Source organism: Chlorogloea sp. CCALA 695, assembly GCF_003003885.1.
GTDB lineage: Bacteria > Cyanobacteriota > Cyanobacteriia > Cyanobacteriales > Chroococcidiopsidaceae > Aliterella.
Genome location: NZ_PVWN01000003.1, coordinates 53,156 through 68,318 on the forward strand (window position 1 = coordinate 53,156; position 15,163 = coordinate 68,318).

General features: G+C 42.1%; 13 protein-coding genes and 1 tRNA gene. 7 read left to right on the top strand and 7 right to left on the bottom strand.

Features of this window, described 5'->3' with window-relative positions; all coding sequences use genetic code 11:
- Positions 1–32: 32 nt before the first annotated feature.
- The 4 genes from C7B70_RS02725 to C7B70_RS02740 form a co-directional block, all read right to left on the bottom strand.
- On the bottom strand, positions 33–1,208 hold the full coding sequence (locus C7B70_RS02725) for a DNA double-strand break repair nuclease NurA (RefSeq protein ID WP_106367542.1): 1,176 nt from the start codon (positions 1,206–1,208) through the stop codon (positions 33–35).
- Between the two features lie 28 nt (positions 1,209–1,236).
- Positions 1,237–2,010, bottom strand: coding sequence for an HAD family hydrolase (locus C7B70_RS02730; protein ID WP_106367543.1), 774 nt, complete (start codon positions 2,008–2,010; stop codon positions 1,237–1,239).
- Positions 2,011–2,061: 51 nt separating this feature from the next.
- Positions 2,062–2,133: transfer RNA gene (locus C7B70_RS02735), tRNA-Gln, on the bottom strand.
- A gap of 86 nt (positions 2,134–2,219) precedes the next feature.
- On the bottom strand, positions 2,220–2,810 hold the full coding sequence (locus C7B70_RS02740) for a DJ-1/PfpI family protein (protein ID WP_106367544.1): 591 nt from the start codon (positions 2,808–2,810) through the stop codon (positions 2,220–2,222).
- A 143-nt stretch (positions 2,811–2,953) separates the two neighbouring features.
- Between C7B70_RS02740 and C7B70_RS02745 the strand changes: the two genes are divergently transcribed.
- Complete coding sequence (locus C7B70_RS02745) at positions 2,954–3,775, top strand: prohibitin family protein (RefSeq protein ID WP_106367545.1); 822 nt, start codon at positions 2,954–2,956, stop codon at positions 3,773–3,775.
- On the opposite strand, the gene mnmH is transcribed toward C7B70_RS02745, so the two are convergent.
- Complete coding sequence (mnmH, locus tag C7B70_RS02750) at positions 3,768–4,826, bottom strand: tRNA 2-selenouridine(34) synthase MnmH (protein ID WP_106367546.1); 1,059 nt, start codon at positions 4,824–4,826, stop codon at positions 3,768–3,770. The two genes, C7B70_RS02745 and mnmH, sit on opposite strands and share 8 nt — an antisense overlap.
- A 98-nt stretch (positions 4,827–4,924) precedes the next feature.
- The gene (locus tag C7B70_RS02755) at positions 4,925–6,058 is read right to left on the bottom strand and encodes a cyclopropane-fatty-acyl-phospholipid synthase family protein (protein WP_106367547.1); all 1,134 of its coding nucleotides are present in this window, start codon (positions 6,056–6,058) and stop codon (positions 4,925–4,927) included.
- A 329-nt stretch (positions 6,059–6,387) separates the two neighbouring features.
- Between C7B70_RS02755 and arfB the strand changes: the two genes are divergently transcribed.
- On the top strand, positions 6,388–6,801 hold the full coding sequence (gene arfB / locus C7B70_RS02760; RefSeq protein ID WP_106367548.1) for an alternative ribosome rescue aminoacyl-tRNA hydrolase ArfB: 414 nt from the start codon (positions 6,388–6,390) through the stop codon (positions 6,799–6,801).
- Between the two features lie 124 nt (positions 6,802–6,925).
- Positions 6,926–7,954: a hypothetical protein gene (locus C7B70_RS02765; RefSeq protein ID WP_106367549.1), complete on the top strand. Its 1,029-nt coding sequence runs from the start codon at positions 6,926–6,928 to the stop codon at positions 7,952–7,954.
- Here C7B70_RS02765 and C7B70_RS02770 read toward each other — a convergent pair.
- Complete coding sequence (locus C7B70_RS02770) at positions 7,908–10,076, bottom strand: SulP family inorganic anion transporter (RefSeq protein ID WP_233220801.1); 2,169 nt, start codon at positions 10,074–10,076, stop codon at positions 7,908–7,910. The two genes, C7B70_RS02765 and C7B70_RS02770, sit on opposite strands and share 47 nt — an antisense overlap.
- A gap of 255 nt (positions 10,077–10,331) precedes the next feature.
- Here C7B70_RS02770 and C7B70_RS02775 point away from each other — a divergent pair, with 255 nt between their 5' ends.
- The 4 genes from C7B70_RS02775 to C7B70_RS02790 are packed head-to-tail and all read left to right on the top strand — an operon-like array spanning position 10,332 to position 15,160.
- Positions 10,332–11,849, top strand: a complete 1,518-nt coding sequence (locus C7B70_RS02775) for a mechanosensitive ion channel domain-containing protein (protein WP_106367551.1) — start codon at positions 10,332–10,334, stop codon at positions 11,847–11,849.
- A gap of 15 nt (positions 11,850–11,864) precedes the next feature.
- Entirely contained in the window at positions 11,865–12,338 is a 474-nt protein-coding gene (locus C7B70_RS02780; protein ID WP_233220802.1) for a chemotaxis protein CheW, read from the top strand.
- Positions 12,319–13,575: a protein-glutamate O-methyltransferase CheR gene (locus tag C7B70_RS02785; RefSeq protein WP_106367553.1), complete on the top strand. Its 1,257-nt coding sequence runs from the start codon at positions 12,319–12,321 to the stop codon at positions 13,573–13,575. The genes C7B70_RS02780 and C7B70_RS02785 overlap by 20 nt, the downstream gene beginning before the upstream one ends.
- Positions 13,565–15,160 carry a methyl-accepting chemotaxis protein gene (locus C7B70_RS02790; protein WP_106367554.1) on the top strand — a complete coding sequence of 532 codons (1,596 nt, stop codon included), beginning with the start codon at positions 13,565–13,567 and terminating at the stop codon, positions 15,158–15,160. The genes C7B70_RS02785 and C7B70_RS02790 overlap by 11 nt, the downstream gene beginning before the upstream one ends.
- Positions 15,161–15,163 lie beyond the last annotated feature (3 nt).

Here is a 15,163-nt window from a genome sequence, read left to right on the forward strand (position 1 = left end):
TTGGTAATGGGTAATTGGTAATTCCCACTTCTTTAGGCAATACTGCCGCGTTTTCGGGCTTCTTTGTAGGAAATCGCTACATTTTGTAACCCGGCTTTAATCATTTGCTGTTCTAACAGCGCAAAGAAACTCGCGCGATCGCCTCCTCGTACTACTGCCTGATTGTGCGCCTCAGCCAGTGCTACGGGGTAGCCATAGCCTTTTTGCACCTGTGCCAACATCAAGCCCAAAGATTGCTCTAAAAGTACCGAATCTTCAGCTACCCAAGCTGGTAATTCAATTCGAGCGATTTCTGTACCGACATGGACGTAGCAAAAGTAAATACTATGAGTATTGTAAGATTCAGTAATTCGCGCCGAACTTCGCCAAAAAGCGCTACGTTGCCCAGGTTTTAGCTCAATTGTCCACAATGCCGCGTCTTTAAGCGGTTCTAATACCTGACAAGGCAGTTTTTCTAATTGATTAGGACAATAGGTAATACAATCGGGGTTTTCATGAATGCAGGCTTGCAAGCGTAAAAAGTTGAGAGCTTCCCCGCTTCTTGTGGCGCTAAGATAACCCATAATTGGAATGCCAAATTCCTGCATCCGATCCCAAGCATCAATAATTGGTGGCAAAATGCGATCGCGCGCTTCGTGAGGTAATTGTTCTAAAAACCAGTAAATCAACGATCCATCAACCATTGCCAATGTTGGCACAGACATCGGCGCATTTCCGGCTAATTCTGCCAAAACTACGGTTTCTGAAGCGGTACGTTTGTAACCCATCCATTCCTCAGTCCGAATTCCCCATTGCCTTGACACATACAAGTCTTCGGGGCGATAAAATACTTCAGGCAAACTATCTAATAATGGCTGGCGATTTTGCCCGTAGTGCAGCATGACTCTACCAATATTTAGCAGATAGCAATAGGCAATTTCGTGATGGTTGGGGGCAATTTGCGAACCATCAGTCGCAATTACTGTATGCACTTTTGGCGGTACAGGTAAATCAATACAGGTATTGAGGGGTTCTACGGGAGTAGCTGCATTAAATAATATGCGATCGCGCCATTGTTTTTGTTTTTCTACTAAAGCCGCCTGTTGCGCGTAGGCAGCGGTGAGTAATTGCTGCGCCAACTTTCTACGCTGAATACCCGCCGCCGCTTCCAACGTTAGGTGCTGGCTAATGCCTTGCATCGAATTTGCTAGTTTTGTAAGGTCAAGCATAGGTAGCCAATAGCCCGTGTGTTCAACGTTAGCAGATAGGAAAGTTGGTTTGCGTAAAGTCCGATAGCGATATTAGCTCAATGCCGGAGGTTTGACGGGCTTGTTCTCGCTCGGATGCCACATTGTATCCCCAGTCGGCTAAATAAAGCTTTACGGCGGCAAGAATAGGCTGTTGTTGGACTACTTGTAGTGTTTTTAGCCGATCTTCTACAAACCATATTACTTTAGTTTCTGCCATTAACTCTGTTAAAATTTGGTGCTTAGGACGCTTGGATTCTTTACCGATAATGCAGTGTTCAGGTATTTCTACTCCTTGCTGTTGCAACAACTGACGCACAAAGCGCCCTTCTTTAGTTGTAATAATCATTATATGTATGTTGCGATCGCTCACATTTTGCATTTTTTCCACTACACCGGGGTAAAATCGATGCAAATTCAACCAGCTTTCTAAATCGGTACTAATCCACTCATCGCGGATTTGGTCAAGTTTTAAGGCAATATCTGCGGCAATTAATTTGTCTTTTTGCAGGCATAATTGAGAAATTTCTCCCCATTGATGTAATATTTCCTGTTCAGAAATTCCCTCTACCAAAGCTTTAATTAGTATTGGCATTTCCCAGCCTGTTTCGATTACAGGTCTTAACCTATAGAAACTAGCAGCTATTTCTGCTGATGGCGTGTCGCTACTAGGCGACCATATTTGGCAGTAAGTACGCCAAGCCGTTTCAAAATATTCTTTCAGCCCATCACAAACTACACCGTCAAAGTCCAGGGCTAAAATGCTAGAAGTATCTACCTTCATTAGTTTTGGTGCAATAAATTTTTATCTATCATTGCACGCAATTTAGTTTAACTGGGGTGCTAGGATTCGAACCTAGGAATGCCGGGACCAAAACCCGGTGCCTTACCACTTGGCGACACCCCATTGATTTCACCTTAGCCATTCTAACAGGCATCTGTAGGAAACTGTCAAGGATGATTGAAAATTAATTTGCTAAATAAACAAAAAAGTTAACTTTTCCAGTCATATTCCATATATTCAGCCGTTTTTATAGCTTCCTCTTTGCCTAAGAGTTTGGCAACAACATAGAGAGACATATCGATTCCGGCAGAGATTCCGGCAGATAGGATTATTTTGCCATTATCTACAAAGCGATCGCCTGCTCTAATTTCCGTATTAGGAGCAACTTCTTTGAGTAAATCTATAGCCAAGTGATGAGTAGTTGCAGCTAAGTTTTCTAGTAACCCAGCTTTAGCGAGTAGTAAAGCTCCCGTACACACAGATAGTAATAATTCTGAGTGTAAATAACTTTGTCTGATCCAGTCAATCAAAACAAAGTTGTGCATCTGTTGGCGCGTACCAAAACCACCGGGTACTAACAAAATATCTGACGGCGGACAGTTTGCGATCGCGTATTGTGGGTTAATGCTTAATTTATTGCGAGCAAGTATTGGTTTTGAATGTTCGGCAACTGTATAAACGTTAAACGGTTGAGAATTATTCTGTTTACCTGTAACTCCAAATACCTCATAAGGCCCGCAAAAGTCGAGAATTTCTACATCATCAAATATCAAAATCGCCACATTTCTACTTTGAATCATAACCTTGCCGATTTAAAGGTATAACTAGAACAGAACTTTATTGTTAGCTTTTAAAACGTTATTGTTTCCGTAATTGTCCCCTATTTCATTGTTTATGTAACTATAAAAGTAATACATCTATTCTATTTTTGAGCATTAAAACTATGATCTTTGATAAGTTTAAATTTGGTTCTCTACTTACAGGAAGCATTGTTTTATTAGTTGTGGCAATTATTTTCAAACCATTTACAATCGTAAATGCTGGGGAACGAGGGGTAATGTTACAATTTGGCAAAGTTCAAGACAACGTCTTAGATGAGGGGATTCATCCAATAATCCCTATTATTACGCAAGTAAAACGTCTTAGCGTCCGCGTTCAACAAAATAGTTTTAAGGCGGATGCAGCTTCTAAAGATTTACAAAAAGTTTCTACCCAACTTGCAGTAAATTGGCATATTGATGCAAGGCAAGTTAATAAAGTTTTTCAGCGAATTGGCGACCAAGAGGAGATAATTAGTAGAATTATTACCCCCGCAGTTTCGGAAGTATTGAAAGCCGCTACTGCCAACAAAACCGCGGAAGAAATTATTACCAAACGCAACGATTTGAAACAAGAAATAGATAATAATCTCAAAAATCGGTTAGCTAATTATGGCGTACTGATTGATGATGTTTCTTTAGTTGATTTCACTTTTTCACCAGAATTTAGTAAAGCTATTGAATCCAAACAAATAGCCGAACAAGAAGCCAAGCAAGCAGAATTTATCGCTCTCAAAGCCGCCAAGGAAGCGGTAGGCGAAGTAAACCGCGCTAAAGGACAAGCCGAAGCGCAAAGATTGCAAAGACAAACTTTAACCAAAGAATTGCTGCAAAAACAAGCAATTGAAAAATGGGATGGGCGCTTTCCTACCGTAATGGCTGGTGATGGCGCATTACCCTTAATAAACCTCGATGCTGCTACTTTGTCTACGCCAAAATCTAAGTAGATAATTGAGTTAAAGAGTATAGTAAGTTTTCAGTAGTGCGATCGCTAAGTTCTTCTATGTTCAAAGTTCGTTCTACTTTAGCAAAATCTCGCTCTATAGATTGGGTGTAACTGGGATCGTAATGACATTGCAATAAGTCTTGAACAAACTCTTGCCATAGTCCACCATCAATTAGCTGCTCCCATTGATTTATTTTATCTTTACCGTAACGAGGTTTAAGTAGTTGCAATTTAGCTTTGAGGATTTCAGGATTATCGACTAAGTGCGGATAGGTTGCTAATAAAAACTGCACTCTAGCTTTTAATGGTAATTGAATCTCTGTGCAACTTGCTTGTTTCATTTTCTGCCATAAAGACGGCGGTAAATGAACTTGTCCAATCTTGTTACTTTCTGATTCTACCCACACTGGTAAACTCGGATTAAAACTTTGCAATTGTTGCAGCAGTAAAGACTCAAATTGTTTTTGTGTTGGCTGAGAAAGAGCTTTATTTGTCCATTCTTCCCCCAAAAGCGAACCGCGATGATTGGCCAAAGCTTCTAAATCGAGAACTTGTTGACTTGTGCGTTGACTCAATTGCTGCAAAATATGGGTTTTGCCTGTACCTGTAAGTCCGCAGAGTATCTTATAGGTAAATTGGGTAGGTAATTGTTCTAACTGCTGACGCACATAAGCGCGGTAAGTTTTATAACCGCCTTCGAGAACGGTAACTTGCCAGCCAACTTGTGATAATACTAGCGCCATGCTATTAGATCGCTGTCCACCACGCCAACAGTAAACCAAGGGGCGATAGTTTTTATCTTTTGATTCGAAATGGTCAATTAAGTGTTGAGATAGATTGGAGGCGACTAGAGCCGCTCCTTTTTTTCGGGCAGTAAAAGGCGATTGCTTGTAAATTGTGCCAACTTCCGCCCGTTCTAAGTTACTCAAAACGGGCAAATTTATCGACCCCGGAATACAATCTTCGGCAAATTCGGCGGGGGAGCGAACATCAATAATTTCGCTGTAAGTTTCTGTCCAAGGCTGTTTAGTAAAGTTAGGAGAAGGCGGCATTTACAATCAAGTTCTAGGTTTCTTGATTGTGACACTCAAAAGACTTTAAATGACTCGCACTTAGAAGACGTTTTCAAACATCCTCTAAGCAGCGAATATTAGCTATGAACCATTAAAAATTGACCGTTACCATTATATTCACCGTCACAACTAGCAAAGTTGCAAACAAACCACATCAAATAAAACCGCCAAATCCGGCGAAACTTAGCATAATCCATACCGTAATCTAAATGTTTGACGGTTGCTTGATTGTTATCAAAATTAGTTAGCCAAGTAGCAAAGGTTTTAGAGTAATTAGAACCATTTAGATACCATTTGTTAATAGTTTTGAGATGTTGATTGTGGCTAGGGACTGCGTCGTAATTCCAAAACCTACCGTGAGGGAAAATGTATTGATGAGTGTAAACACTAGATATATGATTGGGTGTGCGGACGGTAATTATATGAATGAAAACTTTACCATTATCTTTTAGAAATGAAGCTAATTTTTTAAAAGCGTTTGTTAAGTTGCCCACATGACAAAAAACCCCAATTGAGAGAATTTTATCAAACTTTGTTTCAAAGATTGCATCGTTCAAGTCGCCTTCGTGTAAAGTAAATCTATCCGAACTAAGATAGCTTACGGGATCAAGCTTTTTGTGGCGAATATATTCACATTGTTCGTGACTTAAATTTAGACCTGTAAACTTAACGTTAGGAAACTTAGACAAAATGTAATTAGGAACACACCCCCAACCGCAGCCAAAATCTAAAATATTATCTCCATCTTGAATGTCTAATTTCTCAATCACATCCTCAATCATCATCATTTGAGCTTGCTCAAGATTTAATGCTCCCTTTTCCCATAATCCCATACTGTATTTAGGATAAATAAGCGGATAATCCCCCAGCATTTGATTTAACATTGTTTGCGGTAAGTCGTACTGAACCTTCATTAAATCTTTTGAACCTTCTGCAAGATGTTCTGTTTCGTTTAATACCCATTCGTAAGGTGCGAGTAGTGAGGGAAAATACTGAAACATGACTGGCATACAAGTATTAAAAAGGCTCTGGATCACATAATCGGGAGCTTCTAATCCGTTGATATAAGCCTCTGCTACTGCCATTTGTAAGGTGTTAGCAATTTCAACAGCCCCACGAGTTAAGTGATATGCTAATGGGCTTTTAAGGTTGACATCTCCTACTAGCGGAATATGTTTTTGGATGTCTTGCGGCATACTGCGGTTAGTCATCTTTTATCCCTTTAATATTAAAAAGCTTGTGATATCTAATAACAGTAAGCCATAACAAAATAGTAAGTTATCTATTTAGTGAAAGTTTATATAGCTACATAGAGGGGACACCACATTGCAACATCTCTTTGCCAAAATTCATACATATAATTAGTAACGTCGAATTTTTGAATGGGTTAAAACTCTAAAAATCAATGTTCAATTGTTGAATTATGCTGGATTTCAAAGCATGAGAGGAACTGCTTATATATTTAGATGCTATGGATAATTAGTTATTAGTATAAGTATTGCGGCGCGATCGCACGGCAACACTCAGATAATATAAAACTATGGTACAAATCTCTAAAACGGTAATTATTCCCGATGACCAACTTGAATTAAGCGCAATTCGTTCTCAAGGTGCTGGCGGTCAAAATGTCAACAAAGTAGCAACGGCGATTCATCTCCGGTTTGACATTAAGGCTTCTTCGTTGCCCAACTATTATAAAGACATACTATTGCAATTGAGCGATCGCCGAATTACAAAAGATGGGGTAGTTGTAATTAAAGCCCAAGAACACCGCAGCCAAGAACAGAACCGAGAGGAAGCAATAAAAAGACTGCAAGAGTTGGTTAGAAGCGCCATTATCGTACCCAAACTCCGCAAAGCCAGTCAACCGTCGCGTAACTCCCAAAAAAGGCGGCTAGATAGTAAAACTAAGCGATCGCAAATTAAGGCAAATAGAGGAAATATTACTGAATAAGTTGGATAGTCAGGGCAGAGTATTTTTGTTAACGTTGAAAAGCTATCAATCGTACTGCTGATATGGGAGAAAAAGCTATTATTGCAGGAGCATTACTGACTTGCACTAAACAAAACATGGGTTTATGAACGAAGAAGCTCGGCAGATTCACTCTTACTTTCGGGAACATTCATTACCGCTTCCTACAACTATTGCCGAGAGCATTGCTCAAATCAAAACCTTTGCGTTGCAAGAGTTTGACCGAGAAATTGTCCAAAAGCAGCTTTACTATCACACCCGCGATCATATAAACAATGTTCAGCGACGAGCAGACCAAATTTTTGAAGTAGTTTGTCCTTATTGGAGCGCATCAAATCAAATTACCGCAATTGACATCTCGCGGCGAAAATTGCTACTAGACCTATGTGCGGTTTCTCATGACATGGTGCAGGTGTTTATTGCTCCCACCCAAGCGCACGCTCCTAGGCGGCGACAACCGGGAGTAAGTGAAATGGCAACTATTGAGCAATTGCTAGATTATATTAATCAGTTGAACCAATTGCTAGAAGATGCTCCTAAAAGCCCAGCAAGATTGACTGACGAGGATATAGCAATTATTAGAGATGCGATTTCAGCAACAATTTGTGCCTATGATTCTACAGAGCAAGCAATTTATCAACCTGATCTTTATAACCCGAATAAATCCTTATCGCCTGTCGCTCGGATTCTTGCCCTAGCAGATATTGGGGCTTTGGGTATAGACGGAGTGGAGGTTTATCACCAAGAAGGAAGCCTGATTGTTTTAGAAGAAAACCTCGATTTGATTCCACTTATTTTGGATGGAACAATCTACTCTTTAAAATCGCACAACTTTGAGCTTTATCAAAATATTCAGAAACGCTTACTCAATCGATGCCGCTTTCAAGTAAACTTTGCTAAAAGTCGGGCTGCAAGGTTGGAGCGTGAAATTGCCGACTTTCCAGAAGGTGCAATTTCACCACTCCATGAAGTGTTTAAGTACCTAAACCCAACCGCAATTGCAGAAGTTGAAGCAAAGACACCAACCGATGAAAGCGCAACTCTTGAAGTGCTACTACAATTTTTTGAATTTGAACGATACATCAACTTTAAGACGATTGCAAAAGATTCTTTAGTTCTTGCTCCCGATGATTAAGCCTTTCTGCCAACAAATTGACAATAAATCGATGAATATTAGATGCTAGGAGGGGATCTTTTGCTTCAATTTGCGTAAACGCTTCTGTAGCCAGAAAATACACAGTGCTTGGTTTATCAGCAACAACAGATGCCATCCTCTGGGTTTTGCGATAAAGACCCATTTCGCCAATTGTATTACCAACGGTATAGGTACGAATGCGCTTAGTTTGTCCCTCGCCCAGTTCTAGCACTACACTTACTTGCCCCGATCCAATAAAATATAAGCCGTCAAAGGGATCGCCTTGCCGAAACAGATGTTCCCCCGCAGCTAGTTGACGAACTTCAAGACAGTTCATTAGGCGATCGACTTGTTTTGGGTCGGCAAAATCTGATTCCAAGTGTTCGTGCAGACTTCGCTCTTTTAACTGACTTAAACTGCTCGTTTGCAGAATTTGTTGTTCGCACCATTCCAGCCCCCGATCCAAGTCAGCAAAAACATGACAGAAAGGATCGTCAGCTTCTAAACATTCTCCCTGCTGCAACAGTTGCATCGCGTCTGGTGACAAATTAGTAAACAACACGTGAATCTGCTTTTGGGTTGCAACTTGCTTAAGTTTGGCAAAACTAAGGACGGCTGAAGCATCAAGTCCGCTTACCAAACGAAAGTCTAAGACTACAAATTTAACTTCTTTGGCGGCAGAATCGTCAATGCGACTTCGGATCTGATTAAGTAATTTATTCGCCGTCCCAAAAAAGATTAATCCTTGCAATTCTAGGATAAAAGTTTGCTCTCCTTCTACTTGCAAGATGTCCGTTTCCTCGGAAGTCCTCATCACATTACTATTGTGATAATCACCAGAACTAGCGCGTTTTGTAATCGTCAAACGACTATAACTGACCACAAATAGCACGATCGCGGCAATTAATCCGACTCCAATACCCTGAAGATAGCCTAGCGTTGCAGTTACGAGGACAATCAGAACGATAGTCGCGTAATCTGAGCGCGAAAATTTGAACCATCCTCGATAGAGCCATTCATAAAAGAATTCTATTCCCAGTAGCAGTGGAATTCCCACCAAAATTAATTTAGGAATGTACGATAGCAGCGCCGCGCCACCCAATAGCATTGCTAGGCAAATACCAGCGACTAACCCACCTGCAAGGCGACTGCTTGCCCCTAAATTGCGAGAAAGCGTGTTCTCTGCCACACTGCCAAAGCCGCCGATACCGCCACCTATTCCCGACGCGATCGTGCCAGTTCCAGCAACTTTTAACTCGTGATTAAGATCCAAATCCCGCCCCGCTAGTAACTCAATTCCGTTCGCATTCAGCAACAGCGCCATAGAATCGACCAGCCAGAGTGCTGCTATACTTGGAATTTGCCTAGTAACAACACTCCAATCCGCTCCACCCAATGACTGGAATGTACCAAATTTATAAAGACCTCCTGGAGCAATTTTCGCCAGCAGCAACCCTTGCTCCTGTGCCTGTGCAATTGGGGTTCCCGTTATTGCCAACCCCACATAAAACAGTGCAATCGAACCTATAATAATCCCAGGAATTACCAAAAAATGATCGATGCGGTGGGGAAGCGCAAACATGGCGATCGCAAAAATCAAAGCGGGAACCCACTGAAGCAAGACAATCGGCTGAAACAATGCCGAAATAGTGAAGTGGTGGTGATCGATGCCACTAATGGTATGAAATGCGCCTAAAACTAACAGCGCTCCTGTTCCTGCCAAAAAGCCACCCACAACCGGATAGGGAATAAACCGGACAAATCCACCCAGCTTAAACTGTCCTAAAGCTAGAAAAATGATGCCGCTACCTACTGTGTAGACAATAATCGTGGCTGTTACTGTAAACAGCTTGTCCTCAAACGCAGCGTTGGGCATCTGCTCAAAGATTTGGCGAGCCACCAGACTCAGAACCGGAATGCTAGGCTCTGAAACCGTCGCCACAATTGGGGAATAGTAACTCAAGCAAGTAGCGATCGCACTCACAACGGTCGCACTAAATATAATCAGCCCGATCCCGGATGGCGCGGCGCTTGCGAGTTCCCCAGAGAAAATTACTGTCCCGAAGGAGGCGGCGGTAATAACGATTAATAGTCCCATAGTCGCGCCTGAAATCAGATTCAAGACGAGGGGGTTTGCAGCAGGTTTGGAATGCGCTATTTTAGACACTTTTTATAGAATTGCTGAATGTGATAGGATTTTTAGATAACTTTTTCATATTACAAGAATTATCAACTCTGTTCGCGCTAAGTAGTAACGTTTCGTTCTGGCGTGACCTTAAAGGCTAGATCAGAAAAGTAAGGCTCTAGGTTTTGCTACTGCTTAGGCGCGCAACTTAAAGTTTGTTAATATTAAGCGGGTTGTCGGCAGCTTCTCACTATGCAATTTCAATCAGCACTCGACTGGGCAAAGGAGCAAGTAGAATATCTTTTTCAATCTTTACTAAACGCCTTTAACATCAGTTTGTTCGCGTTTGGAGGAGAAAAATTTTCCTTTGGCTCGATTACAGAATTGATTGCTTGGGCGATCGCAGTTTTAGCGATCGCCGGGACGACGAAGCAACTACTAAAACAACGCATTCTGCCTTCCTTTGGCTTAGAAGTTGGCACGCGCGAATCGCTTTCAGCCATTACAAGCTATATCATTACGATTGTTGGCTTATTAATTGTTTTGCAAACGACGGGAATTAATCTTAGTTCTTTAGCCGTATTTGCAGGCGCGCTGGGAATCGGCTTCGGGATTGGCTTACAGAATTTAGCCAGTAACTTTATTAGTGGTCTAACTTTACTATTTGAACAACCAATCAAAGTAGGTGATTATGTTGAAGTCGATAAATTAGCCGGAACCGTTGAAAAAATCGCTATCCGCTCGACAACAATTCGTACTGTTAACGGCATAGTTGCGATCGTGCCAAATAGCCGTTTTCTCGACAATAATGTAGTCAATTGGAGCTACGGCGATCCTAACTGTCGGATTAATATCAAAGTGCGGGTAGTAGAGGAAAGCGACTCATTTACCGTGATGGAAGCCTTACTCGCGGCTGCTCGTCAAGAATCTAGAGTTTTATCTTCCCCTTCGCCAGAAGTTTACTTCAAAGGTGTTAAAAAAGATACTCTAAGATTTGAACTATTGGTTTGGATTCAGAATCCGATAGAAATGGATGCGATTAAAAGTGCGCTGCAATTTTTGGTTGAAACAGAATTTCGCGATCGCGCTATTGACACCAAATCAGCCCCAACAACAGTCGTATTAGACAATCTGCCGACACTAACAGCATTGCTTCAGTTGCCAAATAAGCAAACAACCAATGGTTCGATAGTAGCATCGGGCGATAGCGCAAGCACACCCGGTAACGGGCTTCGCCCTCTTAATTCCACGACTGCATTAGAAAAGCCGATTGGCGGCTTTTTGTTGCGCGATCTGCTGCGAAAAGTCAGCTATTTTCAGCAATGTAGTGATGTTGAACTGCGACAAGTAATTGAGAAGGGATACCGCAAAAAATTGGCAAGCAATGAAATTATTTGCCGAGAAAACGATCCGGGCGATTCGTTTTATATTATCTTGTCAGGCGCGGTGGAAGTTTTTGTTGAATCGATTTCTCAACAAGTTGCGATCCGTACCACTGGGGAGTTTATTGGGGAAATGTCCCTCCTAATGGGCAGTCCGCGCACAGCAACGCTGCGTACAATAGACGAAACAATCTTGTTTGTAGTAGATCGCGATAATCTGCAAAGCTTGTTGCAGAAACATCAAGACTTAGCAGACAAAATTGCCGAGGAGTTATCAAAGCGCCAAGAAACGTTGAAAAGCTTAGGAATTACAATCGGCGCAACAAATATTGAAGAAACGCCGTTTAATCAAATTCGCAAACGAATTAGAGCCATTTTTGGAATTTGAGTTAAATAAATGCTAATGCTACTGTTTCATGTTGGAGACAATCTTTATGCCCTCGATAGTTCTCAAGTCGTTGAAGTGATTGCGATGGTTGCACTAAGGAAAATTTATCATGTTCCAGAATATGTAGCTGGATTTTTCAACTATCACGGCACTATTGTTCCTGTTATTGACTTATGTAACCTTATTGGGGGCATAACTTGCCGTCCTCGTTTCAGCACTCGAATAGTTATGGTCAACTATACGGCAGAAGACGGCAGACAAACGCGTTTGGGACTGATGGCAGAACGAGTCACAGAAACTTTGACTAGGCCCGATATTGACTCAAAAAACGCGCCTGTCGCCAGCAATGTGTCTTATCTTGGTGAAATGTTTATGGATGAATTAGGCATAATTCAACTTATTCATTGGGAGCATCTGATCACAGAAGCCCAACACGCATCACTGTTAGCCGGAGGAAGCATTGAAACTAATGGCGCAAGAAGCAATTGAAGCCTTGTTGAGGCAGAAAATTGGCTTAGATGCCAATAGTATTGGTTCAAGAACGATCGCCAGAGCCGTTGAACAACGTCAAATTGCTTGTGGCTTACCTGATCGGGCGGCTTACCTGCATCACTTACAAACTGTGGCTAGAGAACTTGAAGAACTAATCGAAACTGTGGTTGTTCCAGAAACCTGGTTTTTTCGAGACACTGAACCCTTTGTTTATCTCAATCAATACGTCAGATCCGAGTGGCTAAAAGCAAATTTCAGCATTCTGCGCGTTCTCAGCGTACCTTGTTCAACTGGAGAAGAACCTTACTCTATCGCCATGACACTGTTAGATTCTGGCTTAAATCCTACCCAGTTTTGCATTGATGCGGTTGATGTTAGTAAACGGGCATTACTGAAGGCAAAACAAGGAATCTACAGCCAAAGAGCCTTTCGTGGCGGCGGCGATCGCGCTGGAGCAAAAGGGCGCTACTTTGAGCAAGTCGCTGACAGCTACCAGGTGAAACCTTTTGTCCGCGACACCGTAAAATTTATTCAGGGAAATCTTTTAAACCCCGGATTTTTAGCTGGAGGCAAATATCAAGTTATTTTCTGCCGCAATCTATTAATTTACCTTGATGGTGCTGCCCGAAATCAAGGGATGCAAGCGTTAGATCGAGCCTTAGCACCTGGAGGTCTATTTTTTGTCGGCGCGGCAGAGACAGGGCAAATTCCCACTAACTATACGCCTATTCGTCATCCCATAGCCTTTGCTTACCGTAAAGGCGATAACGTAAGCTGGAACGGTAACGGGCGTGTCCCCAATGTTTTGCCAAAAGTTACAAGGGCAATTACTACTCCCGATTCTCCGTTTCAAGCACCGCCAACTATTCGCGCCGTGTTGTCTCCTCCTCCTCCTCAACAACTTGAAATTGCTAAACAGTTAGCCGACAGAGGACAATTGATCGAGGCAGCAAAGCTAGGTGAATTATACTTGAGCGCAAACCGTACCCATGCTGAGGCTTACGTTTTGTTGGGCGAAATCTATCAAGGACTCGACCGAATTGAACAAGCAGAACAGTCTTTTAGTAAAGCAATTTATCTCAACCCCCATGCTATCAATGCCTTAATTGGGTTAGCACTATTAAAAGAGCAACGAGGGGATTTCCTCGGAGCAGAAATCTTAAGACAGCGCGTTCAACGACTACTCAAAATTCAAAACAAGGGTTCAAATAACGGTTCGAGCGATGTGGAATAGAATTACAAATCGGATTTTGCTTGGCTACTCAATTCCTTTATTGTTTCTACTGGTATTGAGCGCAGTGGTTTACTCGTCTACCGCAAACGCCTTCAAGTTACAACAAGAAGCGGATCGAACCGAACGAAACATTAGGAGTACTGATGCAATGACGGCTGCAATCAATCGGATGATCGGTGGTACGCGAGGTTATCTACTTTTCCCCAACGATCGCTCCCACGTCAGCGTCTATAACGAAGGACACAATGCGTTTGTTGAAAGCGCCAGAAATCTGACAGCTATTTCTGACCCAAGAACAAGAGAACTTGTAAATGAACTGTATCAATTGGGTGAAAGTTACGACGAAATTTCCCAAAATGCGATCCAGTTGGTAAATGAAAAAAGGTTAGCCCAAGCGAGGGTGGAAGTAAATAAACCCAGGATTTCAGCCGTACTCGAACGCCGCAATCGACTCATCAAAGAACTAGCTACTCAATTCAATCAAAGCAATCAAACTGTAAGGAACTCTCAGCAGTTTTTACTGACAGTAATTATTATTGGGACAGGGTTAACGATTCTAGCGACCATTTTAGCGGGGTTGTGGACAACTTTGCCGCTCAAAAGACAACTCCCCAAAGTAGTGAACGCGGCAATAGCGATCGCCGATGGCGACCTTACTCAAGAAATTGATGTTACAAGAGATGGCACGGAAGTAGAGCGACTCTTAGTAGCGTTTAAAAACATGACTAAAAATTTGAATGTGTTAATCGCTCAAGCGCAAAGGTCAGGAATTCAAATTGGGACATCAACAACTCAAATTGCCGCCGCCGGAAGACAGCTAGAAGCAACGGTAAACGAGCAAGTTGCGTCCATAAACGAAGTAAATGCAACCTCTAGGCAAATTGCATCAACGGCTGGCGACTTAGTAAAGGGGATGGAAGATGTGACCAGGACAGCCCAGGCAACAACTCAATCCGCAGCCAATAGCCAAATAAATTTAGAGAAAATTCAAGGGGCGATGCAGAATTTAGGGCTGGCGACTAACTCAATTTCTTTAAAATTAAAGATTATGGATGAAAAAGCAAATAATATCAATAACGTTGTTGCCACTATTACCAAAGTTGCCGACCAAACAAATTTACTATCTCTCAACGCCGCGATCGAAGCAGAAAAAGCCGGGGAGTACGGCGCAGGCTTTGCGGTAGTAGCAAGAGAAATTCGCCGTCTAGCAGACCAATCAGCAGTGGCGACTTTAGAAATAGAGCAAATGGTTAAAGAGATGCAATCGTCGGTATCTACTGGCGTGATGGAGGTGGATAAATTTAGCCGCGAAGTCAGTCAATATGTCGAGGATGTTGGCGAGATTAGCACTCAAATCGGTGGTTTTATTAAAGATGTCCAGTCTCTAGCGCCGCAGTTTGGAATTGTCTGCCAAAGTATGGACGAACAATATCGCGGCGCAGAACAAATTAGTACGGCGATTTCTCAATTAAGTGAAGCTTCTCATCAAACAGTCCAATCTTTGCAAGAAACAAATAATGCCCTGACGCAGCTAGATGATGCGACTCAAGGTTTACAGCGAGAAATTTCCCAGTTTAAGGTCTAAATC

What these genes read in the sequence shown, in the direction of transcription:
- C7B70_RS02725 (WP_106367542.1), bottom strand. Translation starts at nt 1,208, where the DNA reads ATGCTTGACCTTACAAAACTAGCAAATTCGATGCAAGGCATTAGCCAG.
- C7B70_RS02730 (WP_106367543.1), bottom strand. Translation starts at nt 2,010, where the DNA reads ATGAAGGTAGATACTTCTAGCATTTTAGCCCTGGACTTTGACGGTGTA.
- C7B70_RS02740 (WP_106367544.1), bottom strand. Translation starts at nt 2,810, where the DNA reads ATGATTCAAAGTAGAAATGTGGCGATTTTGATATTTGATGATGTAGAA.
- C7B70_RS02745 (WP_106367545.1), top strand. Translation starts at nt 2,954, where the DNA reads ATGATCTTTGATAAGTTTAAATTTGGTTCTCTACTTACAGGAAGCATT.
- mnmH (WP_106367546.1), bottom strand. Translation starts at nt 4,826, where the DNA reads ATGCCGCCTTCTCCTAACTTTACTAAACAGCCTTGGACAGAAACTTAC.
- C7B70_RS02755 (WP_106367547.1), bottom strand. Translation starts at nt 6,058, where the DNA reads ATGACTAACCGCAGTATGCCGCAAGACATCCAAAAACATATTCCGCTA.
- arfB (WP_106367548.1), top strand. Translation starts at nt 6,388, where the DNA reads ATGGTACAAATCTCTAAAACGGTAATTATTCCCGATGACCAACTTGAA.
- C7B70_RS02765 (WP_106367549.1), top strand. Translation starts at nt 6,926, where the DNA reads ATGAACGAAGAAGCTCGGCAGATTCACTCTTACTTTCGGGAACATTCA.
- C7B70_RS02775 (WP_106367551.1), top strand. Translation starts at nt 10,332, where the DNA reads ATGCAATTTCAATCAGCACTCGACTGGGCAAAGGAGCAAGTAGAATAT.
- C7B70_RS02780 (WP_233220802.1), top strand. Translation starts at nt 11,865, where the DNA reads ATGCTACTGTTTCATGTTGGAGACAATCTTTATGCCCTCGATAGTTCT.
- C7B70_RS02785 (WP_106367553.1), top strand. Translation starts at nt 12,319, where the DNA reads ATGGCGCAAGAAGCAATTGAAGCCTTGTTGAGGCAGAAAATTGGCTTA.
- C7B70_RS02790 (WP_106367554.1), top strand. Translation starts at nt 13,565, where the DNA reads ATGTGGAATAGAATTACAAATCGGATTTTGCTTGGCTACTCAATTCCT.